Origin of the sequence: Streptomyces sp. NPDC093065, assembly GCF_044754585.1 — a bacterium.
Taxonomy (GTDB): domain Bacteria; phylum Actinomycetota; class Actinomycetes; order Streptomycetales; family Streptomycetaceae; genus Streptomyces.
Map to the genome: position 1 here is coordinate 259,381 of NZ_JBIVPJ010000002.1, position 22,914 is coordinate 282,294.

At 68.9% G+C, this 22,914-nt stretch carries 23 protein-coding genes and 2 pseudogenes; 15 read left to right on the forward strand and 10 right to left on the reverse strand.

All coding sequences use genetic code 11. The features are described from left to right. Positions 1–64: 64 nt before the first annotated feature. From ACIQFU_RS04010 to ACIQFU_RS04020, 3 genes are all read right to left on the reverse strand, one after another. Positions 65–1,012 (reverse strand): LysR family transcriptional regulator, encoded by a 948-nt coding sequence (locus ACIQFU_RS04010; protein WP_402548790.1) that lies wholly within the window; start codon positions 1,010–1,012, stop codon positions 65–67. A gap of 64 nt (positions 1,013–1,076) precedes the next feature. Continuing rightward, positions 1,077–1,301, reverse strand: a complete 225-nt coding sequence (locus ACIQFU_RS04015) for a WYL domain-containing protein (RefSeq protein WP_402549246.1) — start codon at positions 1,299–1,301, stop codon at positions 1,077–1,079. A gap of 145 nt (positions 1,302–1,446) precedes the next feature. Next, on the reverse strand, positions 1,447–2,046 hold the full coding sequence (locus ACIQFU_RS04020; RefSeq protein WP_402548792.1) for a hypothetical protein: 600 nt from the start codon (positions 2,044–2,046) through the stop codon (positions 1,447–1,449). Between the two features lie 297 nt (positions 2,047–2,343). On the opposite strand from ACIQFU_RS04020, the gene ACIQFU_RS04025 reads away from it, so the two are divergent. Genes ACIQFU_RS04025 through ACIQFU_RS04035 form a run of 3 tightly spaced genes read left to right on the forward strand, consistent with a single transcriptional unit; the run spans position 2,344 to position 4,708 of the window. Further along, the gene (locus ACIQFU_RS04025) at positions 2,344–2,616 is read left to right on the forward strand and encodes a hypothetical protein (protein WP_402548793.1); all 273 of its coding nucleotides are present in this window, start codon (positions 2,344–2,346) and stop codon (positions 2,614–2,616) included. Further along, the gene (locus ACIQFU_RS04030) at positions 2,613–3,977 is read left to right on the forward strand and encodes a putative T7SS-secreted protein (protein ID WP_402548795.1); all 1,365 of its coding nucleotides are present in this window, start codon (positions 2,613–2,615) and stop codon (positions 3,975–3,977) included. Before ACIQFU_RS04025 ends, ACIQFU_RS04030 begins: the two co-directional genes overlap by 4 nt. A 26-nt stretch (positions 3,978–4,003) precedes the next feature. Beyond that, a complete protein-coding gene (locus ACIQFU_RS04035; RefSeq protein WP_402548796.1) occupies positions 4,004–4,708 on the forward strand; it encodes a hypothetical protein in 705 nt (234 codons plus the stop codon). Between the two features lie 32 nt (positions 4,709–4,740). Here ACIQFU_RS04035 and ACIQFU_RS04040 read toward each other — a convergent pair whose 3' ends face one another. The 5 genes and pseudogenes from ACIQFU_RS04040 to ACIQFU_RS04060 all read right to left on the reverse strand — a co-directional run bounded on the left by ACIQFU_RS04040 (position 4,741) and on the right by ACIQFU_RS04060 (position 8,445). Next, entirely contained in the window at positions 4,741–4,941 is a 201-nt protein-coding gene (locus ACIQFU_RS04040; RefSeq protein ID WP_402548798.1) for a hypothetical protein, read from the reverse strand. A 34-nt stretch (positions 4,942–4,975) separates the two neighbouring features. After that, positions 4,976–5,326 (reverse strand): hypothetical protein, encoded by a 351-nt coding sequence (locus ACIQFU_RS04045; protein ID WP_402548800.1) that lies wholly within the window; start codon positions 5,324–5,326, stop codon positions 4,976–4,978. An 88-nt stretch (positions 5,327–5,414) separates the two neighbouring features. Beyond that, positions 5,415–6,422, reverse strand: coding sequence for a helix-turn-helix domain-containing protein (locus ACIQFU_RS04050; protein WP_402548802.1), 1,008 nt, complete (start codon positions 6,420–6,422; stop codon positions 5,415–5,417). Between the two features lie 253 nt (positions 6,423–6,675). Next, positions 6,676–7,087: pseudogene (locus ACIQFU_RS04055) on the reverse strand (ATP-binding protein). A gap of 440 nt (positions 7,088–7,527) precedes the next feature. Then, the gene (locus ACIQFU_RS04060; protein WP_402548803.1) at positions 7,528–8,445 is read right to left on the reverse strand and encodes a helix-turn-helix transcriptional regulator; all 918 of its coding nucleotides are present in this window, start codon (positions 8,443–8,445) and stop codon (positions 7,528–7,530) included. Positions 8,446–8,522: 77 nt separating this feature from the next. Here ACIQFU_RS04060 and ACIQFU_RS04065 point away from each other — a divergent pair, with 77 nt between their 5' ends. The 6 genes and pseudogenes from ACIQFU_RS04065 (at position 8,523) to ACIQFU_RS04090 (ending at position 13,412) form a co-directional block, all read left to right on the forward strand. Then, a complete protein-coding gene (locus tag ACIQFU_RS04065) occupies positions 8,523–9,284 on the forward strand; it encodes an SDR family oxidoreductase (protein WP_402548805.1) in 762 nt (253 codons plus the stop codon). 1 nt (position 9,285) lies between these two features. Further along, positions 9,286–9,504 carry a 4-oxalocrotonate tautomerase family protein gene (locus tag ACIQFU_RS04070; RefSeq protein WP_402548807.1) on the forward strand — a complete coding sequence of 73 codons (219 nt, stop codon included), beginning with the start codon at positions 9,286–9,288 and terminating at the stop codon, positions 9,502–9,504. A 268-nt stretch (positions 9,505–9,772) separates the two neighbouring features. Further along, a complete protein-coding gene (gdhA, locus tag ACIQFU_RS04075; RefSeq protein WP_402548809.1) occupies positions 9,773–11,131 on the forward strand; it encodes an NADP-specific glutamate dehydrogenase in 1,359 nt (452 codons plus the stop codon). Between the two features lie 205 nt (positions 11,132–11,336). Next, positions 11,337–12,469, forward strand: a pseudogene (locus ACIQFU_RS04080) (FAD-dependent monooxygenase). A gap of 87 nt (positions 12,470–12,556) precedes the next feature. Continuing rightward, complete coding sequence (locus ACIQFU_RS04085; protein WP_402548810.1) at positions 12,557–12,886, forward strand: cupin domain-containing protein; 330 nt, start codon at positions 12,557–12,559, stop codon at positions 12,884–12,886. A 322-nt stretch (positions 12,887–13,208) separates the two neighbouring features. Continuing rightward, positions 13,209–13,412, forward strand: coding sequence for a cold-shock protein (locus tag ACIQFU_RS04090; protein WP_402548811.1), 204 nt, complete (start codon positions 13,209–13,211; stop codon positions 13,410–13,412). A gap of 230 nt (positions 13,413–13,642) precedes the next feature. On the opposite strand, the gene ACIQFU_RS04095 is transcribed toward ACIQFU_RS04090, so the two are convergent. Then, complete coding sequence (locus tag ACIQFU_RS04095; RefSeq protein WP_402548812.1) at positions 13,643–14,002, reverse strand: hypothetical protein; 360 nt, start codon at positions 14,000–14,002, stop codon at positions 13,643–13,645. Positions 14,003–14,055: 53 nt separating this feature from the next. Then, the gene (locus ACIQFU_RS04100; protein ID WP_402548813.1) at positions 14,056–14,415 is read right to left on the reverse strand and encodes a MerR family transcriptional regulator; all 360 of its coding nucleotides are present in this window, start codon (positions 14,413–14,415) and stop codon (positions 14,056–14,058) included. Between the two features lie 486 nt (positions 14,416–14,901). Between ACIQFU_RS04100 and ACIQFU_RS04105 the strand changes: the two genes are divergently transcribed. From ACIQFU_RS04105 to rplC, 6 genes are all read left to right on the forward strand, one after another. Next, positions 14,902–15,549, forward strand: a complete 648-nt coding sequence (locus ACIQFU_RS04105) for a hypothetical protein (protein ID WP_402548814.1) — start codon at positions 14,902–14,904, stop codon at positions 15,547–15,549. A 67-nt stretch (positions 15,550–15,616) separates the two neighbouring features. Beyond that, positions 15,617–16,084, forward strand: coding sequence for a hypothetical protein (locus tag ACIQFU_RS04110; RefSeq protein WP_402548815.1), 468 nt, complete (start codon positions 15,617–15,619; stop codon positions 16,082–16,084). A 230-nt stretch (positions 16,085–16,314) separates the two neighbouring features. Next, the gene (locus ACIQFU_RS04115; RefSeq protein WP_402548817.1) at positions 16,315–20,844 is read left to right on the forward strand and encodes an RHS repeat-associated core domain-containing protein; all 4,530 of its coding nucleotides are present in this window, start codon (positions 16,315–16,317) and stop codon (positions 20,842–20,844) included. A gap of 21 nt (positions 20,845–20,865) precedes the next feature. Further along, positions 20,866–21,510: a hypothetical protein gene (locus tag ACIQFU_RS04120; protein WP_402548819.1), complete on the forward strand. Its 645-nt coding sequence runs from the start codon at positions 20,866–20,868 to the stop codon at positions 21,508–21,510. Between the two features lie 433 nt (positions 21,511–21,943). After that, positions 21,944–22,252: a 30S ribosomal protein S10 gene (gene rpsJ, locus ACIQFU_RS04125; protein ID WP_003948644.1), complete on the forward strand. Its 309-nt coding sequence runs from the start codon at positions 21,944–21,946 to the stop codon at positions 22,250–22,252. A 16-nt stretch (positions 22,253–22,268) separates the two neighbouring features. Then, entirely contained in the window at positions 22,269–22,913 is a 645-nt protein-coding gene (rplC, locus tag ACIQFU_RS04130) for a 50S ribosomal protein L3 (protein WP_121748660.1), read from the forward strand. The last annotated feature ends 1 nt before the right edge of the window (position 22,914 follow it).

Below are 22,914 nucleotides of genomic sequence, written 5' to 3' on the forward strand. Positions count from 1 at the left end.
GTCATAAGAGCTCAGCCGTCCCTCTCCCCGGTGTTATGGAATGCCGGGGGGAGGGGAGGACGCGTCAGGGAACCCGGTGTGCCGACATCCACTCCGTGTAGCTGTCGCTGCTCGCCGCCACGCTCGCGTGCGCCATGCGCGCCTGGGAGAGCACGGCGCCCGCCGTGTCCTGCCGCTGCGTCGCCGCGTGCCAGCCCAGCAGGTGCCGCCAGGTCAGCGGGGTGCCGGTGAGCGGCCGGGTCACGATCCGGGGCGTGGTCGGGAAGGTCGCCCGGCACAGCCCGACCGCCCGCCCCACCTGCACCAGGTGGACCAGGGACGCGGTGTCCGTCTCGTACATGCGGCGCGGGGTGAAGCCGGCGCGGGCGCAGGACGCGGTGAAGCAGTCGCCGAAACAGCCGTCTCCGGGTACGCAGGCCCACTCCTCGTCCGCCAGCTCGGTCAGGTCCACCTCGGCACGGTCGGCGAGCGGGTGGCCCTCGGGCACCATGACGAACACCGGGTCCACGGCGACCTCCCGCCACACCAGCCCCTCGCCGCCGGGCGGTGACGCGGTGCCGCAGGTCCCGGCCAGGGCGAAGTCCAGCCGCCCCTCCGCGAGCTGACCGGCCAGCTCGCGCTCGGACCAGGAGGTGCAGGTCGTCATCCGGGCGTCGGGCGCCACACCGGCCAGCCGGTCGAGGAGGGCACCCAGTAAAGGACCGTGGGTGCCGCCGATCCGCAGCCGTTCCGTGGTGCGCGGCGCGCGGGCGAACCGGGCCGCCTCCTGCTGCAGCTCGGTCACCGCCGGGAGCACGATCCGGCTGCGCTCCAGCACCAGTTCGCCCAGCGCGGTGGCCCGCACGCCGTGCCGTCCCCGTACGAACAGCGCGCCGCCCAGGGCCCGTTCGATCCGCTTGAGCTGTGCGCTCAGCGCGGGCTGCGCGAGACCGAGAGCCGTCGCCGCCCTGGTGAGGCTCCCGGCGTCGGCGATGGCCCGGACCGTCTTGAGATGCCGCAACTCCAGCTCCATGAGGGGAGCTTGCGACGCGGTGAAGGCGGGGGCAAGAGGTTGGTACGGACCTCTGGAGGAAACTTCAAGTACTTGCGTCGTCGTTCGCGGCGAGCAGCTCCCGCGTCCGGCGCAACAGCGCCGCCCGTACAGAGTCCGGAGCCAGGACGCGCAACGGAGTGGCGAGGCTGAACAGGTACCGGGCCAGCCCCTCCGCGCTCGACCCACCGACCTCGACGACCGTGGCGTCCGGTCCGTCGGCCCGGTGCAACCCGACCGTGGCGGAAATGGACCGCAGCGCCTGTTCCATGGGCACCGGCGCTGAGCAGGACGTGGTCGTGCAGGAGATCCAGGCCATCAACCGGTAGGACGGTCGGTCACCGACCGATTGGTTTGCCTCGCCCCTTCAGTGAACATGGCAGCTGCTCCGTCCAGCGAGCGCTCAGCGCCAGGGGTCAGCTCTCCGGTGTGGTCCAGCCCGCGGATTTCAGGATCCGCGCGTACTTGGCATACCTGCGCCGAGCGAGCCACAGCCCCATGAAGTACAGGCCGAAAACAGCGAGCCAAACCCCCGTTCCGACGGTCGCACTCGTCACCGTGAATCCCACTTTGGCCAGGACGATGACGATGACGATCGGCACGATGAAGAGGTAGGGCAGCGTGCGCTTCCTCTGCACATCGCCACTGAGGTCGACTTCAATGCGCGCGCGCAGAAGATCGACGGCGGGTCGAGCTTCCGGCAGCGGCCGCAGCCCGCTCGCCACCGGTTTCATGCCCGGCGTGGGGCCACCGCGGGGTGCGGACGCGTACCGGGCGTGAGTTTCCGCAGCGCGCTGATGCGCCTCTGGGCTCCGGTCGCGTCTGAAGAGGAACACCGGGCGGGCGCTGCCCGACAGCGTTGGCTCAAGACCGCAGTAGAGGTAGCCGTACTGTTCGGCGATGTAGGCGAACGACGCGAACTTCCGCTTCGAGTTCCAGGGGCTCTGGAGGGTGAAAGTCTCTGCGCCGCGTGCGTCTTCGCTCAACAGAGCCCTGATCTGCCGCTCGACGCCCATCTCGCCTCCCGTCATCCGGTGACCACCGGAGGCGATTGGCCGCCTTCCGGCTGTCCGGCCCGTGATCCGTGCGCAACATCATATGGCGTACCCGTCGGGTCGGATCAGTCGCGAATGCAATTCCGAAGCCTCGGCCCTGTGGCGCGTTCCAGCCCAGCCGATCTGGCGTCGGTGATCGCACCAGCGATACCTTCCGACTGACAGGACCAGTCAACGCTGGATAGCAAACGGGGCAATCCGGCATAAGGGGGGGCAGCGGTGTCGTTCCTGCGATTCGCCGGCGCCGAGGTCAGAGAGATGGCACGCAAGCTTGAGACCGGCGGCGGCCATATGAAGGGCGCCTCCAAGAAGATGGCGACTACCGACGCGACCCAGATCGGCCACGGCGATCTTCAGAAGGCGTGTGACGACTTCTCGGACTCCTGGGACTACGGCTTCGGCCAGCTTTCGAAGATGACGAAGGGCGTCTCGAAGTTCGCCAAGCACGCGGCGGACACGTTCGATGAGCTGGACCAGAAGTTGCGGGACGACCTGAAGAACGCCGGCAAGAAGGGGAAGTACGGCAAGTGAGTAAGCACGGCTACCCCAATCTGGGCTTCGATCCCGCCCCTGGCGACCTGGAAGCCATCAACGACCTCGTTCTCGCAGTCGGCACGGTCAGTAGCGACGGCACCACGACGAAGACGGAACTGGACAAGATAGGCACGGACGACGGCCTGTGGGTCGGCAAGGCGGCCAACGCTTTCACGGATACCTACAGCGAGGTGCCGCCATACCTCAAGACTGCCCTGTCGGCGATGGAAGAGGCGTCACGTGCCCTGAACACCTGGCACAGGGAGGTCAGCAACTTCCAGGCACGTGCCCGACGACTTGAGGAAGAGGCGGCTGCGGCGGCCAGGAAGGCGGGCAGCGCAAGGAGTACGCTCGACGGCCTTCCCAGCGAAACGACCTCCATGTCCGCCAAGGAGCTCGAAGAGCACGACAAGGACAAGAGGGAGAAGAAGAAGGCCTGCGAAGCGGCCGAGGACGAGTTGGCCTCCATCCGCAACCGTGCCCATTCGCTGAACGACGAGTTCAATACGTCGGCAGCGCACGCCGCGTCGCAACTCAGGAAGGCCACCGACTACGCACCCCCCGAACCGGGACTCTTCGACCAACTCGTCGGAATCGCCAGTGACATGCTCGAAGGAGCATGGGACTGCGTCACCGACCCCGACTGGTGGAAAGCGCTGGGCGACGTGCTCGCAGACATTGCCATGGTTATCGGTGTGATCTGTTTCATCACCATCTTCACCGGGGGCCTGGGCTGGTTGGCCGTGGCCGGTTGCATCGTCGCCGCCGGGGCCCTCGCTTCCCATGCGATCGCCATGAAGATGGGCGCGGACGTCACATGGGAGACGTTGGCCTGGGACGCGGCGGGCCTCTTTGCCGCCGGTACCGGCCTCGCAGGCGCAAAGCTGGCAGGGGCGGGACGAGGGCTGGTGGCCGCCGGCCGGGAACTGAGGGCAGCCGAGGGACTGGTGAGCCGCTTCAGCGGGATGGGATTGAACCCCAGGACCTGGATCTATCCGCTCTCCGCACCTTCCGGGGCTGTGAGGTCTCTCGAAGGCTTCGTGATGAGCGGAGGCGGACGCGTCGCGGCCGGCGTGGGCGAGGTGATCGACAAGCTCAGCAACGGATCCGGCCTGACGTTGGCCGGGGGTTCCAACATCGAGCGCTGGTTCGGCGACAGCCTCAGCAAGCAGGACATACCCGTTCTCGGGCCGATCCTCGACTACATGAACCCGCCGGACAAGTACGACGACAACTACGACGACACCGACCTCGTCGGCCCTCCGAAGAAGGTCGATCCTCCGGTGATGCTCAGTTCCGCCGGCGACAGCTTCCTCAACGGCCTCAAGCCGGCCAGTGGTGGGGTAGTGGTCGCATGAGTCCGCACGCCTACGAGCCCCGCGGGGTGTCCGGCAAGGCGGTGGCCGGGGAGCATTTCAGGTACGCCTTCAAGTACGAGGTGCCTCAGGCGTTCGTACGCTTTCCGGAGGCGTCGGACGAAGCGGGCTGGGCAACCGCCATGGACGAGCTCATGCCCGGCAGCGACGAACAGGCCCGCCTCAACGCCACGGCGCAGATGCGCACCGTACTTCCGCTGATGACCCAGCCCAACACGATCGAGACGTCGGCGTGTCTCGGCATGGAAGATGACGCGATCTCGATGGGATTCCTCATCGTGTCGGTCCAGCACACCGGGCATGACAACCGACTGCTGGCGGCAGAGGGCATATTCCGCGCCAAGGAACAGCACTACTTCGCCCAAGACTCGGCCACAGAGGACGTCGACCATGAGCTGGGGAAGGGAACAAGGGGCGCACAGGATCTTCTGCTCGCAACACAGTTGCCCTGTGGGCCCGGAATCACTTCCGTGTCGATGCGCTCACTGACGCTGCCCATGGGTGACAGCGGAATGAAAGCCCCCATCATGGCCATCGGCCTGCTCCAGTTGATCATTCCTGCCCCGCACGATTACTGCGTCTACGTAACTCTCGCGGTCCCCACGATCTACCACCTGGACGCATACAGCGCACGATTGGCCCACATCGCCCGCACGATGTCGTTCGACGTCCCTCGGGAGGAGAGCGTCGCCCCCGCCGCAACGACGACCTGACCACGCTCGCCGGCTGGGACTCGGCTCCGCGCTCACTGCCCGGCACGTATGGCGCTGAACTTCGTCACCAGGGTGGAGTGGGGGGCCTTCGACACTACGACGAAGTCCACGGCCTGGTCGGCGCGTAAGCGGTCCCGTACGGCGAGCGCGCACTGGACCCCCAGGGAACGGTGGTGGTCGACGAGCGCCGACAGGGAGCGGGCGAAGTCGCGCCGGGCGAGGTCGTCCTGCAAGCAGATGAACAGCCACCGCGCTTTCAGGCCCAGCTCAAGCGTGTACTGCTTTCATCGCCTCGTCCAGGACAGCACTCAGCTCTCGCAGGGCTTCATGGGCCACGTCCGCGTCGTCGTGTTCCAGGTTGTTCTTGGCCCTGGAGTGGCGGGCCGCGAGGTCGGGGCGGCGGGCGATCTCGATGTCACGGGCTGCCCACGCCAGGGCCCAGCCGCGTACGGGGCTGAGCGACTGCCATTCCAGGGCCTTGGCGAACACCTCTTCCTTGGTCTGCTGCATCCCCGGCAGACGCCCGGGCGCGACGACGGCGAGAGCGGCGCGCAGAGCGTCCGGCGTCTGCTCGGGGCGGGGGACCAGCTCGTGTCCGTGGTCGGCCTGAGTGCTCATGAAGTCCTCCCGAGAGTGCACTGGCCAGGGTAGTCGTCCGGGATGGCCGGGGAATCGGGACGCGAACATCGAGGTGCGTTTCTCCTGGTCAACGTGTGTGTGAAGGGACATGCCCAGGGGGTGTGCCGGGCGGTGCGTCGCTTGTGGTCGTACGGCAGTCGCGGCAGCGGTCCTCGGTCTCGGGGGCGCGGAAGCCGCGGTCGCAGCCGTCGCAGTTGCGTACCTCGTAGCGGGGCGGTGGGGGACCGGCCGGGGCGGCTTTGAACGGTGGCGGGGGTGGCAGCTGCGCGGTGAGGCGGTGGGCGAGGAGGGCCGCGGGGCGGCGCAGGGGTTCGTCGGGGAGGTCGGTGGTCAGGGCGTGGCGTACGGCGGTGGGGGCGACGTCCCGTTCCAGCCAGGCGGCGACGCCGGGGGTCAGGTGGGTGGCGTCGGTGGCGGAGAGGAGGAGGCGGGGGTCGTGTCGGCGCAGGGTGGCGAGGAGGTCGGTGGCCTGTTGGAGTAGGGCGGGGGCGGTGCAGCTGGGCTGTGGGACGGCGGGGAGGGCTTTGCGGGGGCGAGGGGCGGGTCGGGTGCCGGTTCCGGCGCGCTGCGGGTGTGCCTGGGGTGCTTGTTCCGGTCGTGCGGGAAGTTGTTCCGCCGAGTGGGGTTGGCGGTCCGGGGCGGCGCCTTGGCGGTCCGGGAAGCCGTCGGTGTCGGCCGGCTCGCGGCGGGCGGCCGTGTGCGGCTGGTTGCAGGAGACCGTGCGGCTGACGATGCGGCCGGTGGTCGTGCGGTGGCGTTCGCGGCGCAGATAGCCGTGGGCCTCGAGTTCGCGCAGGGCGGCGGCGATGCGGGTGGGGCCCTTGGGGAAGCGGGCGGTGAGTGTCTTGATGTCGGCGCCTGCACCGGTGGGCAGCGACTGGAGGTGGCAGCTGAGGCCGATCGCGAGGAGGGACAGCTCCTTGTGCTGGGCCAGGTGGTTGCCGATCACGACGAAGCGGGTGGTGTGGCGGGTGTTCTCGTGGACGATGCCGCCGCCGTGGCGACGCGTACGGGTCGGATTGTCGGCGGGGGCTGACTGGGCGCGCGGGGGCGCGCTAGTGTTTTGGGTATCCATCGGGAAGGTGCTTTCTTCCTTGTTGGTTAGGCCCTCGCACCGGGATTGCAGTCCCAGCGGGGGCCGAAGTCTGTTTGGGGTGGTGTGTGTTCGCTTGCGCTGAGAGTAGGGGAGTTGGGGGCCCGGAAATCCAGCCGAGCCGGTGATGTTCACCCGCCCGGGTGACGAGCGCCTCGGGCGGGAGGGGTGGGGCTTGGTGGGGTTCTTTCGCCCCGAGTTCTTTCCTTGGTTAGGCGCCGACGGCACCGCAGCCTCAGGACGTGGGTTGCGGTGGCGTGACGTGCAGTTCGGCCCAGACGGTTTTGCGCGGAAAGCGGCCCTCGGCTACTCGCCAGCGATCGGCCAGCGCCTCGATGAGCAGCAGGCCACGGCCGGACTCGGCGTCGGGGGAGCTCCTGGCCACGGGTGTCGGTGACCTCGATGCGGAGGATGGCGCCGACGACGTAGAGAGTGAGCCGGAAATCGCGGCCGGGGACGCGGCCGTGGTCCGCCGCGTTGTTGGACAGTTCGGCGACGAGGTGGCGTGCCGGGTCCAGGGGCAGACCCCAGGAGCGGAGTTGCTCGGTCGCGAGCAGACGGGCGAGACGGGCACCGCGTGGCGTGGGAGAGAGCTGCACACTGAAGTTGCGGACAGCGGTGGTGAGTTCGGCGGAGGTCTGGTTCACGTCACTCAGCGTGGCGGTGCGTGCGGACCGTGAGAAGTGACTTGGCTGCTACGTAGGGTGACTGTCCGGCGTTGTCGGGTGGTGTCGGTGCTGTCGGGCCTCGACCGGCGGCTTCACATGCCGCGCGCCCCGCTCCTGGTCGCGCGCGAGGAGCGGGGCGATTCGTTGTCAAGCGGCCTGAGAAGTGAAAGTGACCGAGAGGTCGTTGTTGGGTGTGATGTCCAGGTGCAGGGTGGAGTCGAGAGCGGCGGCCAGACGTTCGAGAAGGGGAGACCACCGACGGACCTCGTCTGGGGCTCACACTTGGTGCGTGGTCGAACTTCGTGACGTACGCCGCTGAGAGCTGACGTTGCTGTCATCGTGCTTCGCTTCAATTCAGTGGCGCGAAGCACGATGAGGAATAACCCTGCGTTGCAGGCCTGCCGACACGAAGGAAAAGGCTAGAATCCCCGCCGCCTGGGCGACGTTCCTGCCGTACGCGTCGCAGCGCTGACCGTCGGCTCCACGACCTCCTGCGTCCCCACCACCGCCAGCAGCTCCAGCAGCCCCGCGCTCCGCGTCCCCACCGCCGGGGTGAACCAGAGGAGCCGCTGACGGCCGTCCTCGCTGAAGAGGTTGAGGCAGTTCAGCTCGATGACGCCGATCGTGGGGTGGACGATCCGTTTACGGTCGTTGCGCCGGAACGCCACCTCGTGATCGGCCCACAGCGCGGCGAACTCGGGGGAGACGTCGAGCAGCGTACGGATCATCGTGCCGGTCTCCGGGTCCTTCGCGTCCCGCCGGGCGGCGGCGGCCCGCAGGTCGGCGACGAAGGCGCGGGACTGGATCGGATGATCGGCCTCCGGATACAGCCGCCGGGCCGCCGGCTCGGTGAACCACCGGTACACGAAGCTGGCCCGGGGCCCGCGGTACGCCAACTGCTCCCCGAGCAGCGCCGCGGCCAGCGGATTCTGCACGAGGGTGACGTGCAGGTCGGTGATCACCTGCGCGGGCGTCGACGGCATCCGGTCGAGCAGGTCCAGCATGCCGGGGTGCACGTGCGAGGCGGGCCCGCCCTGCACGGGCACCGGCCGGTCGGCGAGCCGGTACAGGTAGTCCCGCTCGTCGGCGGACAGCCGCAGCGCCCGTGCCAGCGCGGCGATCATCTGCTCCGACGGCTGGGACCCGGCGCCGCGCTCCAGCTCGTTGTAGTAGTCCACGGAGGCCCCGGCGAGCTGGGCGACCTCCTCGCGGCGCAGCCCCGGCACCCGGCGGCGCGACCCGGCCGGAAGACCGACGTCGGCGGGGCGGATGCGCTCGCGGCGCGATCGCAGGAACGCCCCCAGCTCGGCGTACTTCACAGCGCTCATGCCGTCCATTCTGCGCCGGGCCGGGCCCGTGACCCAGGGGATGGCATCCCCTGGCTCCGAGGGCGGCCCGGGCGCACTGTGGACCCATGACCACGAACACGAACACGAGCACAGTGGTGGGCACCCGCGTAGCGATCGTCACCGGCGGATCGCGCGGCATCGGCCGCGCCGTCGCGCAGAAGCTCGCCGAGGACGGCCTGGCCGTCGTCGTGAACTACGCCCACGGCGCCGCGGCCGCCGAAGAGACGGTGACGGCGATCACCGGGGCCGGCGGCCGCGCCGTCGCCGTACAGGCGGACGTGGCGGAGGAGAAGGAGGTCGCGGCGCTGTTCGACCGGGCGGAGAAGGAGTTCGGCGGGGTCGACGTCGTCGTGAGCGCGGCCGGGCGGATGACCCTGGCGCCGATCGCCGACCTGGACCTGGCGGCGCTGGACGCCATGCACCGCACCAACATCCGCGGCACCTTCGTCGTCGCCCAGCAGGCGGCGCGGCGGCTGCGTGCGGGGGGCGCGTTCATCGGCTTCTCGACCTCCGTGGTGGGTGCGCAGTTCCCCACGTACGGCGGTTACGCGGCGAGCAAGGGTGCCGTGGAGGCGATGACGATGATCCTGGCGCGGGAACTGCGCGGCCGGGACATCACCGTGAACACGGTCGCCCCCGGTCCGACGGCCACCGAACTGTTCCTCGACGGCAAGACGCCCGAACAGATCGACCGGCTCGCGAAGACGCCGCCGCTGGAGCGGCTGGGCACCCCGCAGGACATCGCCGCCGTGGTCGCCTTCCTGGGCAGCCCCGCCGGCCACTGGGTGAACGGCCAGATCCTGCGCGCCAACGGTGGGCTGGTCTGACATGCCCTTCGCCCATTTCCAGGTCCCCGCGGGCACCCTCACCCCGGAGGACAAGAAGAAGCTGATCGAACGCACCACCGACCTCTACGCCGAGATCTACGGCGAACGGGCCCGCCCCACGACCGTCGTCCTCGTCGACGAGGTGCCCGACGGCGGCTGGGGCGTCGCGGGCAAGGTCCTCACCGCCGCGATGCTGGGCGGTGCGGTCGGCGGGGACTGACGCGCGGATCATCTTCCTCCGTGCGCGCTATCACCCGATATGCGAAAACTATGTCTCACATAGTGGTCGCCCCCTGCGCCGGGTGCTGGCGTGGATGTTTACATGCGCGTAACACTTAAGTGTCCCGCGCGCGGCAACGGCGCCGAGCGCCCACCACCGGACCGGCCGAACCGACCGGACAGGACGTGCCACCCCCCCCGTGTCACCCCCTGTACTCCTGTCCCGATCGTCCCGGTCTCCGGTGTCAGCCGTGCCAGAAAGGGCCCCCGTGACGACGCGAAGCGAGACGCAGACCACCCTCGACCACCTCCTCACCGAGATCGAGCACCGCAACCCCGCCCAGCCCGAGTTCCACCAGGCCGCCCACGAGGTCCTGGAGACCCTGGCCCCGGTCGTCGCCGCCCGCCCCGAGTACGCCGAGCCGGGCCTCATCGAGCGGCTGGTCGAGCCGGAGCGCCAGGTCATCTTCCGGGTGCCGTGGCAGGACGACCAGGGCCGCGTCCACGTCAACCGCGGCTTCCGCGTCGAGTTCAACAGCGCGCTGGGCCCGTACAAGGGCGGCCTGCGCTTCCACCCGTCGGTCAACCTGGGCGTCATCAAGTTCCTGGGCTTCGAGCAGATCTTCAAGAACGCGCTGACCGGCCTCGGCATCGGCGGCGGCAAGGGCGGCAGCGACTTCGACCCGCACGGGCGCAGCGACGCGGAGGTCATGCGGTTCTGCCAGTCGTTCATGACGGAGCTGTACCGCCACATCGGCGAGCACACCGACGTCCCGGCCGGTGACATCGGCGTCGGCGGACGCGAGATCGGCTACCTCTTCGGCCAGTACCGCCGGATCACCAACCGCTGGGAGGCCGGCGTCCTCACCGGCAAGGGCCAGGGCTGGGGCGGCTCGCTGATCCGCCCGGAGGCGACGGGCTACGGCAACGTGCTCTTCGCGGCGGCGATGCTGCGCGAGCGCGGCGAGGACCTGGAGGGCCAGACCGCGGTCGTCTCCGGCTCCGGAAACGTGGCGATCTACACCATCGAGAAGCTGACCGCCCTCGGCGCCAACGCCGTCACCTGCTCGGACTCCTCCGGCTACGTCGTCGACGAGAAGGGCATCGACCTCGACCTGCTCAAGCAGATCAAGGAGGTCGAGCGCGGCCGGGTCGACGCGTATGCCGAGCGCCGGGGCGCCTCGGCCCGCTTCGTCCCCGGCGGCAGCGTCTGGGACGTCCCGGCCGACCTGGCCCTCCCGTCGGCCACGCAGAACGAACTCGACGAGAACGACGCGACCGCGCTGATCCGCAACGGTGTGAAGGCGGTCTCCGAGGGCGCCAACATGCCGACGACCCCCGAGGCCGTCCACCTCCTCCAGAAGGCCGGCGTCGCCTTCGGCCCCGGCAAGGCGGCCAACGCGGGCGGCGTCGCGGTCAGCGCCCTGGAGATGGCGCAGAACCACGCCCGTACGTCGTGGACGTCGGAGCGCGTGGAGGAGGAACTGGCATCGATCATGACCAACATCCACACCACCTGCCACGAAACCGCCGAGCGCTACGGCGCCCCCGGCGACTACGTCACCGGCGCGAACATCGCCGGCTTCGAGCGGGTGGCCGACGCGATGCTGGCGCAGGGCGTCATCTGACGCAGGCCGCACGCCGTCCGGCTCCGGGCCGACCGTGCCCGTCCCGTACGACGCTCCCGAACGGGGCGTGCGGGGCGGGCACTTGTCCGTAGGCGGACGCGCCGGATGTCTGTCGGCGGACGCATCGGACGGGCATGATCGCAAGCCGGGCGGCCTCGTCGTCCTGTCCGAGCCCTCGTCCACCCCACATCCTGGAGACCCCGACATGGCCTCACCCCTGCGCGTACTGATCCACGGCGGCGGCATCGGCGGTCTCACGCTCGCCGCGGCGCTGGCCCGAAGCGGGCACACCGCCGAGGTCGCCGAGCTGCGCCCCGGGCTGGAGGCGCTGGGCGTCGGCATCATCCAGCCGTCCAACGCCCTGCACGTCATGGGCGGCATCGGCGTCCTCGACGCCTGTCTCAAGGCGGGCTACGAGTGGGAGGTCCTCACCATCGCCGACCCCGCGGGGAACACGCTGGCCGCCATCCCCCAGCCCCGCATGGGCGACGCGCCCCCCGCCAACGGCATCCCCCGTCCCGCGCTGGCCGGGATACTGGGGGACGCCGCCGTCGCCGCCGGTGCGACCCTCCGGTTCTCCGCCACGATCACGGAGCTCACCGACGACGGCGACGGCGTCGACGTCACCCTCTCGGACGGGGGCGGCGGGCGTTACGACCTGGTGGTGGGCTTCGACGGCATCGGATCCGCGCTGCGCACCCGACTGCACGGCGCGAAGTACGCCCCCGAGTACACCGGCTTCGCCAACTGGAGGGTCACCGTGCCCAGGCTGCCGGAGGTCCGCGGGGTCGTCATGAGCACCGCGGGCGAGTCGGCGAAGGCACTGCTCACGCCGATCACCGACGAGAGCATGTACCTGGGTGCGGTGTTCGCCGAGGCGCCGGACTTCCGCCCGGACCCCGCGCGGGCCCACGAGCAGCTCGCGGAGCGGCTGACGATGTTCTCCGGCCCCGTGGCCGCCGCCCTCGCCGCGGTCACCGACCCGTCCGCCGTGGTGTACTCCCGCATCTCCCAGGTGACGGTCGAGGAGCCGTGGCACCGGGGCCGCGTCGTCCTGGCCGGCGACGCCGCCCACGCCTGCACCCCGCACATCGCGCAGGGTGCGGCCATGGCCGTCGAGGACGCGGTGGTCCTCGCCGAGTCGCTCGACACCGAGCGGGACGTCCCGGCCGCCCTCACCGCCTGGGAGGCCCGGCGGCGTCCCCGGGCCATGTGGGTCCAGGCGATGTCCCGGGCGTGCTCCGCCAGGAGACCGGCGCGCCCACCACCGCCGAGGAGGACGAGCTCCTCGGGACCGGCATCCCGGGGGCGGCGCACGTCCTGGTCCAGCCGTACTGAGACCCGGGGGTGGAGCGCGGCCGACCGTGCCCCGTATGGGCCACACGGCCCTGGCGCCCCCCGCGTCCGCCCGCGAGACTGGCGCCCATGCGGAAACTCTCCCTCGACGCCCTTGCCCGAGAGCACCTCGAACGCGCCGCCGCCTCCTCCAACGGCCGCAGCGCCACCACGGTCCACGGCGGCCACGAGCTGGTCCTGCGCCAGACCCTCCTCGCCCTGACCGCCGGCACCACCCTCGCCGAACACGAGAACCCCGGCGAGGCGACCGTCCAGGTCCTGCGCGGCCGGGTCCGCCTCACCAGCGGCGACAACTCCTGGGACGGCCGCACCGGCGACCTCGTCCTGATCCCGCCGGCCCGCCACAGCCTGGAGGCGCTGGAGGACTCGGCGGTGCTGCTGACGGTGGCGAAACGCTGACGGAACGCCTCCGCAAAACAATCCCTGCGGAATGTGCACCCCAAAAACTGTATCCGCGGTACAAGGGTTTGACGGAACGTGCGGACAGTTTCCCTGCGGCGGCGAACGGAGTGGAATTACCGAACGTACACGGGTCCCGGCAGCGTGCTACTGTCGTTATCAGTTGCGGTTGTGGTTCCCGAATTTAAAGCTCATTCCAACCGGTCCGTGTGCCGTTGGAAGTGCTCTTTGACACCGGTCTTCTCCGGTCGGGGTGATCAACGCGGCGAAACGGCGTCCGTACAGTGCGGACGCCGGTGCACTGCCCCGAAGGAGACAAGACATGGCTACTGGCACCGTGAAGTGGTTCAACGCGGAAAAGGGTTTCGGCTTCATCGAGCAGGACGGTGGCGGCGCGGACGTGTTCGCCCACTACTCGAACATCTCCGCCCAGGGCTTCCGTGAGCTGCTCGAAGGCCAGAAGGTGAACTTCGACATCGCGCAGGGCCAGAAGGGCCCGACGGCCGAGAACATCGTCCTCGCCTGACGCCGGCGTGCCCACGGGCGCGCACTTCGCAGCTGGGGCCCGCATCCTTCGGGGTGCGGGCCCCAGCTGTATCTGCCACATCCACGAATTCGTGTACGCGGATTCCGCGCGCTATTCGGCCTGTTCTGCGTTTCTCCGCGCTTCTCCGCAGCGGCAATTCGTCGATACGCGTGTCATCGCGGCAGCCTGGAACCGCCCTGTTCGGAAAGCCGGCCTCGCCCGCTCCTGCTTCAGTGGTCGGAGTAGCTGAAGTCCCCCACGGTCCAGGCGCTGACGTCCTCGATCGCCACGCGGTACATCCCGCCCGTCTCCGGGATCCCCATCGTGCCCTGGAGGATCCGGGCGACATGGAAGTGCAGGTGGGTGGGTGTCCCTTCCCTCTCCGCCGGAGCGTCGAACACGGCGGAGAAGGCGCCCAGGTCCGTGGAGTCGGTCAGCACCTCCGACACCCTTTGCCGCCACACGGACTCGGGGGCCAGGCGACCGGTGATGACAGCACCGTGGGTGACCACGGTCAAGGACATCCGACTGCTCTGTGCGGACTCCACACGGGCGGCGATGTCAATGAGCAGCTCATCAGGCTTCGACATGAGAACGGATTTTATCCGCAGGCCCGCCCGTCCGGGCGGCCCGGTCGGTGGCACTACCGGGCAGGACGAGCGGCACTCCCCGGCTTGTCTCCGGATGCCACGGCGCCACCGCGTCGCAGCTCCTCGTTGATGCGCTGAGCCTCTTCGAGCTGGTCTTCCAGAATGATGATGCGGCAGGCCGCCTCGATGGACGTTCCCTGGTCGACCATCTCGCGGGCGCGGGCGGCGATGCGCAGCTGGTAGCGGGAGTAGCGACGATGGCCCCCCTGCGAACGCAGGGGCGTGATCAGCCGGGCCTCGCCGAGGGCCCGCAGGAAGGCGGGCGTGGTGCCCAGCATCTCGGCCGCCCGCCCCATGGTGTACGCGGGGTAGCCGTCGTCGTCGATCGGGTCGAGCGGTGTGTCTGCGGTCATCTGCACCTCTGTTTGCGTAATGCGTCGAGGGGCCTTGGTGCCGTACGGCACCAAGGCCCCGAGGGATTTGTAACACCATCTGCCGGCCTACTGCACTGCCGGCCTTCTGTTGCGGGATCGCGGATGCGTGACCGTGTGACCACCTTCCGTTCCGGGGTCTGCGGTACCCGGTGAGAGCGTGCTCGCCCGGGCGATCCTGATGGCGTCCTCCTCCTTCTTCTCTCTGTTCGCATGCGGGCAGTTCGTCTCTGCCTCGCCCTACGGACTTCTTGGCTACGACAGAAGAGTAACCACAGTGACAGCCGCATGTCTACAGCGGCCACTACAGGTTTTCCCCCAAACAGGTGAGTGACTTTCTGTACCGAGGGTGCGCATGCCGTGTCCGACGGGGCCCTCGCGCCGGACACCGCCGGCGTCCGGGCCACCGATCGGTGGGACGATGACGCGACAGCCGATCGAGCGACGCACGGGGAGGCCGGGCACGACATGGCTCGTTACACGGAGGCACTGACCGTCGAACGGGGCGGTTTCCGCATCAAGGTCCCGGAGTCCTGGTGGGAGTTCGACGTACGTCCGGAGTCCCGGGACGACTCGATCCGCCGCATGGTCGACGACCGAATACGCCGGTACCCGGAGCTGAAGCCCTCCCGCGCCGCGTACGTCACCTTCCTCCAGAAGGCGGCGTCCGACGCGTGGAAGTCGGGCGCGCTGTACTGCGGTTGCATGGCGGAGAGCTTCGGCGGCGACACCCCGATCACGGGCTCCGTCACCGTCTCCCTGGTCGGCGGCCGCACCTCCTCCGGCGACCCCCTCCCCACCGACCCGGCCGCCATCGCCGGCCAACTCGCCGTCAAGGAAGCCAAGAAGCCCGGCGACTCCTGGCGCGAGGTCACCACGGTCGACATCCCCGGCGTGGGCCCCGCCGCCCGCACCCAGGGCGTGGAGGACATCCCGGTCCCCGGCGACGCCCTGAACCGCACGATCCGCGCGGTCCTCATGCAGACGTACATCCCCGTCCCCGGCCAGGAGGGCAAGGTCGCCCTGGTGGCGGGCAGCAGCCAGGTCCTCGACCTCGCGGACTCCTTCTTCGACATCTTCGACGCGATCACGTCGACGTTCCGGTTCGCGGGGTGACGGGGGTGACGGGACTCGGCGAGCGGGGGAAGCACAAGCCGGTACGCGTCCCCTGGGCCGGCCGACCGTGACGAAGGACTGGAGCTGGCAGACCGGCGAACGGCTGCTGGCTCTCGACGACCCGGTGGAATGGGACGCCGCTTTCGAGCGCGGCGAGCGCAGCCTCGGCACGGCGGCCATCGGGCTCGCCTTCAACTGCTCGCTGGAGGAGGCGTCGCCCCGGATCGTCAGGGCGATGCAACTCCCGGACATCGCCCAGCGAGGCTTCGCCTTCACCGCGGCAGGAACGGCGGCCCGCCTCAACGGCGCGTTGACGCCGGAGCTGTATGCCGCGCTTAGGGCGGAGGGGCCGGGTCGCAGGAGTATCGCGGTCAACGCCATCGACGACACCCTCACCTTCGTACCGTTCCGACGGCTGCCCACGTGGCTGAAGTGCTGGAGCGTCGTATCAACGGTGCGAAACAAACTGGACGCATGGCGACTGAGCTCCTCCTACGCGGTGATCGACGCCTGGAAGGCGATGCGCAGACGATGACCCGGCGCCCTCCACACACGCGCGCCGCGTTGCCTCGCCCAGAGTCTTTCGTGGTCTTCGGCCCCGTCGGCAGACGCCATTTCCGGGCGAGGGCACCCCGAGGCAGGGCACTGACCGACTTCGCGCCTGCCCGATGGAGCCGTCTTTCTTCGAACTGCCGTGCCTTGTAAGTTCACTTGTGCGTAGGGGTGGTTGCTGGTGCGGCACGTGAGCTGACGGGGGTAACGGGGATGGTGGGCCACAGGCCGAGTGACTGGCATGTCCTGGACCTGGACAAGGACCCGACCCCGGGGGACCCGCAGCGGGTGCGGACGCTCGCGAAGACGTTGCACGACTTCGCCGACGACGTCTCGGAGGCGTTGCGTCTGGTGAAGGGAATGGCGGGGGAGTCGACCCTGGCCGAGTGGGCGGGGAAGTCGGCGACGGTCTTCAAGGACGAGTTCTCCGGGGTTCCGAAGAACTTGAAGAAGCTGGAGAAGTCGTACGCGATGTGCGGCGACGCGCTCACGGACTTCTGGCCGAAGCTGGAGCGGGCGCAGGCCCTGGCCGACAAGGCGCTGGTCAAGGCCCGCGAGGCCCGTGACGACCTGTCCTCGGCGCAGTCGAAGCTGTCCTCGGCGGACTCGTGGGTGACGCGGGCGTCGAAGGAGGCGGACAAGTACAAGGACGACCCGACCGGCAGCAAGTCGGACGCGGACAAGCCGGACGAGGCGAAGGTCCGCGCCGCCACCCGTGACGTCCAGCACGCCAAGACAGCGCAGACCAGCGCGCAGTCGTCCGTGGACTCCGCGCAGGGCGCCCTGGACGCGGCGAAGAAGATGGCGGCGGACGCGCGCAAGATGCGTGACGACGCGGCCCGGGAGGCCAAGAACAAGATCGACGAGGCGTCCGACGCCGGCATCCAGAACCGGTCCTGGTGGGAGGACATCGGCGACTGGTTCACCGACAACTGGGACAACATCGTCGCGGTCTGCAAGGTGGTCGTCGCGATCGTCGGCATCGTCGCGATGATCATCGGCGGCCCGATCCTCGGCGCGATCGTCCTGGTCGCCGCCCTCGTCGTCCTCGCGGACACGCTCAACAAGTACAGCAAGGGCCAAGCATCCCTGTGGGACGTGGGGTTCGCGGCCCTGGACTGCATACCCGGCATGAAGGGCCTCACCACCCTCGGCGGACTCGCCAAGGGCTTGAGGTCCGCGGGCAAGCTGGGGCTCAAGGGCATGGCCCTCGGCGCGCGAGGCGTCGCCAAGAACGCCAGGACAGCGGTGGCCGACGGTGCCAAGGGTGCCTACAACCGGCTGAAGAGCAAGATCAAGGGCTGTGGCGACCCGGTCGACGTCGCTACCGGAGGGACGTTCCTGGTCGAGACGGACGTGTCCCTCCCCGGGACCCTGCCCCTGACGTTCATTCGCCGCGCCGCGTCCGGCTACGGGTGCGGATGGTGGTTCGGCCCCGGCTGGTCCTCGACTCTGGACCAGCGTCTGGAGATCGACACGGACGGCGTCTTCTTCGTCACGGAGGACGGGATGATCCTCGTCTACCGCGCCGAAAGCGAGGCAGGGTCTCCGTGGCTGCCCGAAGCGGGACCCCGTATGCCCCTCAGCCGGGAGGACGACGGGTCGTATCGAGTGGACGATCCCTGGACCGGTCTCAGCCGCCGCTTCGCCCCACAGCCCGACGGCACCGCCCGTATCACCAGCATCACCGACCGCAACGCCAACAGTCTCACCTTTGATTACGACGAGTCCGGCGTTCCGCTCGGGATCCGGCACTCGGGCGGCTACCACGTCACGTTCACCACCTCCGACGGCCGTGTCACCGCCCTGCACCTGGTCGAGGCAGAGGGCGGTTCGGACACCGCTGTCAGGCGATACGGCTACGAGGACGGCAACCTCGCCGAGGTCGTCGACTCATCCGGCCTGGGCCTCGCGTTCACCTACGACGAGTACCTGCGTATGACGTCGTGGACCGATCGCAACAGCCACCGGTACACCTACGTCTACGACGATCAGGGGCGATGTGTCTCACAGGCCGGACAGGCCGGACACGTCGCCGGCACGTTCACGTACGACGAGGAACTCTCCGCCTGGCCGGGATGCCGCGTCACCAGTCACACGACGACCGACGGCGCGACCGCTCGGTTCGTCGTCAACGACAACAGCCAGGTCGTTGCCGAGATCGACCCCCTCGGCCACTGCACTCGAACCGAGTACGACGACCACCACCACCTGCTCTCCCGTACCGACCCCCTTGGGCACAGCACGCGTTACGAGGTGGACGCAGTCGGCCGGCCGACGCACGTCTCGCTGCCGGACGGCGGTGTCGTGTCCGTGGTGTACAACGCACTGCACCTGCCGACCCACGTCAACCTGCCGGACGGGACGTGTTGGCAGCACACCTACGACGCACGTGGCAACCGGATCGAGTCCATCGCACCGGACGGTGCGCGCACGCGGTTCGCCTACGACCCCCAGGGGGCGATCGCGTCGGTGACCGACCCACTCGGCGCCACGACGACCGTGCGCTGCGATGCCGCCGGCCTGCGACGCGAGACCATCAGCGCTCTGGGGGAGCGCACCACACGCACGTACGACGCCTTCGGCCGGCTCAGCGCCGTCACGAGCCCCTTGGGAGAGACCACCAGGCTGTGGTGGACCGTCGAAGGCCGCCCGACCCGTGTCCTCGGCCCCGACGGCACCCGGGAGACGTGGACCTATGACGCTGAGGGCAACTGCACGTCCCACGTGAAGCCGGACGGCGCCCTGACGACCTTCCAGTACGGTCCCTTCGACCTGCTCACGGCGCAGACGGAAGCCGATGGAGGACGGTACGAATTCGAGTACGACGCGTCGCTGAGGCTCACGTGTGCGATCAACCCCCTCGGCCTGCGTTGGGCATACACCTACGACGCGGCCGGCCGGCTCGTTGCAGAAACGGACTTCGACGAGCAGCGGACAACGTACGAGCGGGACGCGGCCGGCCGGTTGTCGAGGCGGGTGAACCCGACGAGCCAGGAAGTCGCGTTCACGTACGACCCGATGGGGCGGATACGTTCCAAGGTGGTCGGCACCGAGACCACCGAGTACGTCCACGACGCCATGGGACGGTTGGTCCGCGCCGCGGGGCCGGGCTGCGACCTGAGGCTGGAACGGGATCTCGCCGGTCGGGTCGTCGCCGAGCGGGTGAACGGCCGGTCGACGGTGTCGACGTACGACACCGCCGGCCGCCGTTCCGACCGTGTGACGCCCTCCGGTGCGCGTGCCCTGTACGGGTATGACGCCGTCGGCCGACTGATCCGTCTGAACACTTCCGGCCACGCCATCGAATTCGGTCACGATGCCGCCGGACAGGAAATCAGTCGTCTCGTCGATGCCTCGCTGCGCTTCGACCAGACGTGGGACGCGAGCGGCCGGCCTGTGGAAGAGCGGTGGACGGCTGCGGACCGGCTGGTCCAGGGCCGCGAATACAGCTACGGAGTGCAGCACGGTCCGAGCCGGGCGTCCGATGCCATCGACGGACCCGTCGTTCTGAACACCGACTCGATGGGACGCGTAAGGAGCCTGCGGGGGGAAGGCCGCTCGGAAAGCTATGACTACGACGTCGCAGGACACATCACTTCCGCTTCATGGTCCGGTTATCCGGGACTGGACGCGGCGCAAGGCGGCCGTTCCTACGCCGGAAGCCGCCTGGAGCGTGCGGGAGGAGTGCGCTACGTCCACGATGCCGCCGGACGGGTCGTGGAGCGCTGCAAGAAACGTCTGTCCCGCAAGCCCGCGGTCTGGCGGTACGTCTGGGACGCCGAGGACCGACTGACCTCCGTCAGGACCCCGGACGGCACGGTCTGGCGCTACTCCTACGACCCTCTCGGTCGCCGTATCGCCAAGGAGCGGCTCGGCGACGGCGGCCATTCGGTCGTGGAGCGGACGGATTTCACGTGGGACGGCCCGGTTCTCGTGGAGGAGACCACCAGCGACCCGGCTCTGCCGAATGAGGTCACCCTCACCTGGGACCACTCCGGCCTGCGGCCGATCGCCCAGACCGAACGCCTGACCGACTCGGCCACGCAGGAAGAAGTAGACGCTCGCTTCTTTGCGATCGTCACCGATCTGGTCGGAACTCCGACCCAACTCGTAGATCCGCACGGCGAGGTGAGCTGGCGAGCCCACCGGACGGTATGGGGTGCCACGGCCTGGCCCCGGCAGAGCAGCGCGTACACCCCGCTGCGCTTTCCCGGGCAGTACCAGGACCGAGAGACCGGGCTGCACTACAACTACCACCGTCACTACGACCCGGAGAGTGGTCGCTACACCTCGTTGGACCCACTCGGACTGGCGCCCGCTCCGGACCCCTACAGCTACGTGGCCCATCCGTGGCGGCAGACCGACCCCTTCGGCCTGATGTCGTGCGACGAGGAAAGCGTGGTTCTTTATCACGGCTCACGGGACTGGAGTGGCGGGGAATTCTCATTGGGCCGCTCGCACGACATGCGGCGCGAATACACACCGGACGCCGGCGTATACCTGACCGATGACTTCAACAGGGCCGCCACACAGTACGCCGGCCCCGACGGAGTCGTGGTCCGGACCGAAGTACCGAGATCGTTCGCTGATTCGGTGCTCCGCGAGCACAGCGGGCCCGCCGGGCGTCAGCCGGAGTACTTCGTGGACACTCAGACGGGCGTCGACATCCTGAATGCCGGTTCTCCGCGCGCACTTCCGCAGCGTGACGCGGTGATTCAGCACATGATGGGCCAGTTCTAGAGTCTTGCGAGGAGCGCGGTAGTGGCAGGTTCGATCGTTCCCATGTCGGAGAGCATGCTGGCTCGTGGCGTCTTCGGCCCGCTCGGCGGTGTCGTGGAGGTCGGGGCCGTGAACGCCACGGGTTCATGGTCCGTCCCGGACGTCTCGGTCGGCCGTTTCCTGGACGACCGGTCCGAGGACGTGGGGCGCCTGCTCAGCGCTGTCCGGTCGGTCTGCCGGTTCAGTGACTCGGGCATGGCCGTCGTCGACGAGCTGGGACGGCTGCGCGATCATGAAGTGCCCGCGGCTTTTCTGCTCCTGTGGTCAGCGGGTGTCACGGGGGTCCCCGAGCCTCTGGAGAAGCTGGAGGAGCCGGCGCTGGTTCGCCGTATGTGCCGTATGGCAGCGGACCTGCAGCTCACGCTTCTGCTTCAGGCGCTCGTCACCGCGGCCGTTGCGGCCGGCACCGAGGCCGACCGGGGCGCGGAGCAGATCGCCGAGGTGCTGACGATCGCCTGTGCCCTGGCGGACCCGAGCGGCGGGAGCACTCCCGGCCTGGTCTTTCGCATGTGGCGTGTCGCGCACCTGCCGGGCATCCTCCGGCCCGAGTCGGATGCACCGGATGAAGGGAAGGCCGGATTCCGGGCATACGACGAGATTCTGGATCAGTTGCTCGGTGTGTCCTGACGGGGTGACCGTCCGGACACGGCGCCCAGGTTTGATCTCTGTCACCCCGGGGGTATTCTCTCCGGCCCGATTGGCCAGCCCCGCGCCCCGTATGGCAGACTAGCGGGGTTGCTCGGTCGAGTGCCGATGCTGCGCGCCTCCCGCCGGGGGGACCGGAAGCGAGTCCCACAGTACTCGTCGCTCCTGCTCAGGAGCGGACGTACGGGAATCTTCCGGGAAGCGTCAGCGGGGTGCAGGCCAGGCACCCGGTGGGCCTCTCGCCCCCGGTCCGCGGTTCCGGAAGGGCCCGCACTCCCAGGCAGGGAAGTCCCGAAGAGGGACATCTGTGTCAGCGAGAGTGCGACACGCCCGACCGCGTGGGTCGGAGGGGGAGCGGAATGGACAAGGACCACCGGGTCCAGAGCGTTACGAGAGACAGGACTACTGAGTAGCCATGGCGGGACAGAAGATCCGCATCCGGCTCAAGGCCTACGACCACGAGGTCATCGACTCTTCGGCGAAGAAGATCGTCGAGACGGTGACTCGCACTGGTGCGTCGGTCGCGGGCCCGGTGCCGCTGCCCACTGAGAAGAACGTGTACTGCGTCATCAAGTCGCCGCACAAGTACAAGGACTCGCGCGAGCACTTCGAGATGCGCACGCACAAGCGCCTGATCGACATCCTCGACCCGACCCCCAAGACCGTTGACTCTCTGATGCGACTCGACCTCCCGGCCGGTGTCGACATCGAGATCAAGCTCTGAGGCCGGTGATCTGAAGATGACGAAGCAGATCAAGGGCATCCTGGGCGAGAAGCTCGGCATGACGCAGGTGTGGGACGAGAACAACCGTGTTGTTCCGGTCACCGTCGTCAAGGCCGGCCCCAACGTCGTCACCCAGGTCCGCACGAACGACGTCGACGGCTACGAGTCCGTCCAGATCGCGTTCGGCGAGATCGACCCGCGCAAGGTGAACAAGCCCCTCAAGGGCCACTTCGCCAAGGCCGACGTCACCCCCCGCCGCCACCTCGTCGAGATCCGTACGGCCGACGCCGCCGAGTACACCCTCGGTCAGGAAGTCACCGCCGAGGTCTTCGAGTCCGGCGTGAAGGTCGACGTCACCGGCAAGAGCAAGGGCAAGGGCTTCGCCGGTGTCATGAAGCGTCACAACTTCAAGGGCCTCGGCGCCGGACACGGCACCCAGCGCAAGCACCGCTCGCCCGGTTCCATCGGTGGCTGCGCCACCCCGGGCCGCGTGTTCAAGGGCCTCCGCATGGCCGGCCGCATGGGCAACGAGCGGGTCACCACCCAGAACCTGACCGTCCACGCCGTTGACGCGGAGAAGGGTCTGCTGCTCATCAAGGGCGCGGTTCCCGGTCCGAACGGCGGCCTCGTCCTGGTCCGCACTGCGGCCAAGGGGGCCTGAG

Bases quoted from the DNA above. Each gene is read 5' to 3' on its own strand.
- ACIQFU_RS04090 (WP_402548811.1), top strand. From the start codon at position 13,209: ATGGCTACTGGCACCGTGAAGTGGTTCAACGCGGAAAAGGGTTTCGGC.
- ACIQFU_RS04010 (WP_402548790.1), bottom strand. From the start codon at position 1,012: ATGGAGCTGGAGTTGCGGCATCTCAAGACGGTCCGGGCCATCGCCGAC.
- ACIQFU_RS04025 (WP_402548793.1), top strand. From the start codon at position 2,344: ATGGCACGCAAGCTTGAGACCGGCGGCGGCCATATGAAGGGCGCCTCC.
- ACIQFU_RS04060 (WP_402548803.1), bottom strand. From the start codon at position 8,445: ATGGACGGCATGAGCGCTGTGAAGTACGCCGAGCTGGGGGCGTTCCTG.
- ACIQFU_RS04015 (WP_402549246.1), bottom strand. From the start codon at position 1,301: ATGGAACAGGCGCTGCGGTCCATTTCCGCCACGGTCGGGTTGCACCGG.
- ACIQFU_RS04020 (WP_402548792.1), bottom strand. From the start codon at position 2,046: ATGGGCGTCGAGCGGCAGATCAGGGCTCTGTTGAGCGAAGACGCACGC.
- ACIQFU_RS04065 (WP_402548805.1), top strand. From the start codon at position 8,523: ATGACCACGAACACGAACACGAGCACAGTGGTGGGCACCCGCGTAGCG.
- ACIQFU_RS04115 (WP_402548817.1), top strand. From the start codon at position 16,315: ATGGTGGGCCACAGGCCGAGTGACTGGCATGTCCTGGACCTGGACAAG.
- ACIQFU_RS04100 (WP_402548813.1), bottom strand. From the start codon at position 14,415: ATGACCGCAGACACACCGCTCGACCCGATCGACGACGACGGCTACCCC.
- ACIQFU_RS04050 (WP_402548802.1), bottom strand. From the start codon at position 6,422: ATGGATACCCAAAACACTAGCGCGCCCCCGCGCGCCCAGTCAGCCCCC.
- ACIQFU_RS04045 (WP_402548800.1), bottom strand. From the start codon at position 5,326: ATGAGCACTCAGGCCGACCACGGACACGAGCTGGTCCCCCGCCCCGAG.
- rpsJ (WP_003948644.1), top strand. From the start codon at position 21,944: ATGGCGGGACAGAAGATCCGCATCCGGCTCAAGGCCTACGACCACGAG.
- ACIQFU_RS04105 (WP_402548814.1), top strand. From the start codon at position 14,902: ATGGCTCGTTACACGGAGGCACTGACCGTCGAACGGGGCGGTTTCCGC.
- ACIQFU_RS04070 (WP_402548807.1), top strand. From the start codon at position 9,286: ATGCCCTTCGCCCATTTCCAGGTCCCCGCGGGCACCCTCACCCCGGAG.
- ACIQFU_RS04095 (WP_402548812.1), bottom strand. From the start codon at position 14,002: ATGTCGAAGCCTGATGAGCTGCTCATTGACATCGCCGCCCGTGTGGAG.
- rplC (WP_121748660.1), top strand. From the start codon at position 22,269: ATGACGAAGCAGATCAAGGGCATCCTGGGCGAGAAGCTCGGCATGACG.
- ACIQFU_RS04085 (WP_402548810.1), top strand. From the start codon at position 12,557: ATGCGGAAACTCTCCCTCGACGCCCTTGCCCGAGAGCACCTCGAACGC.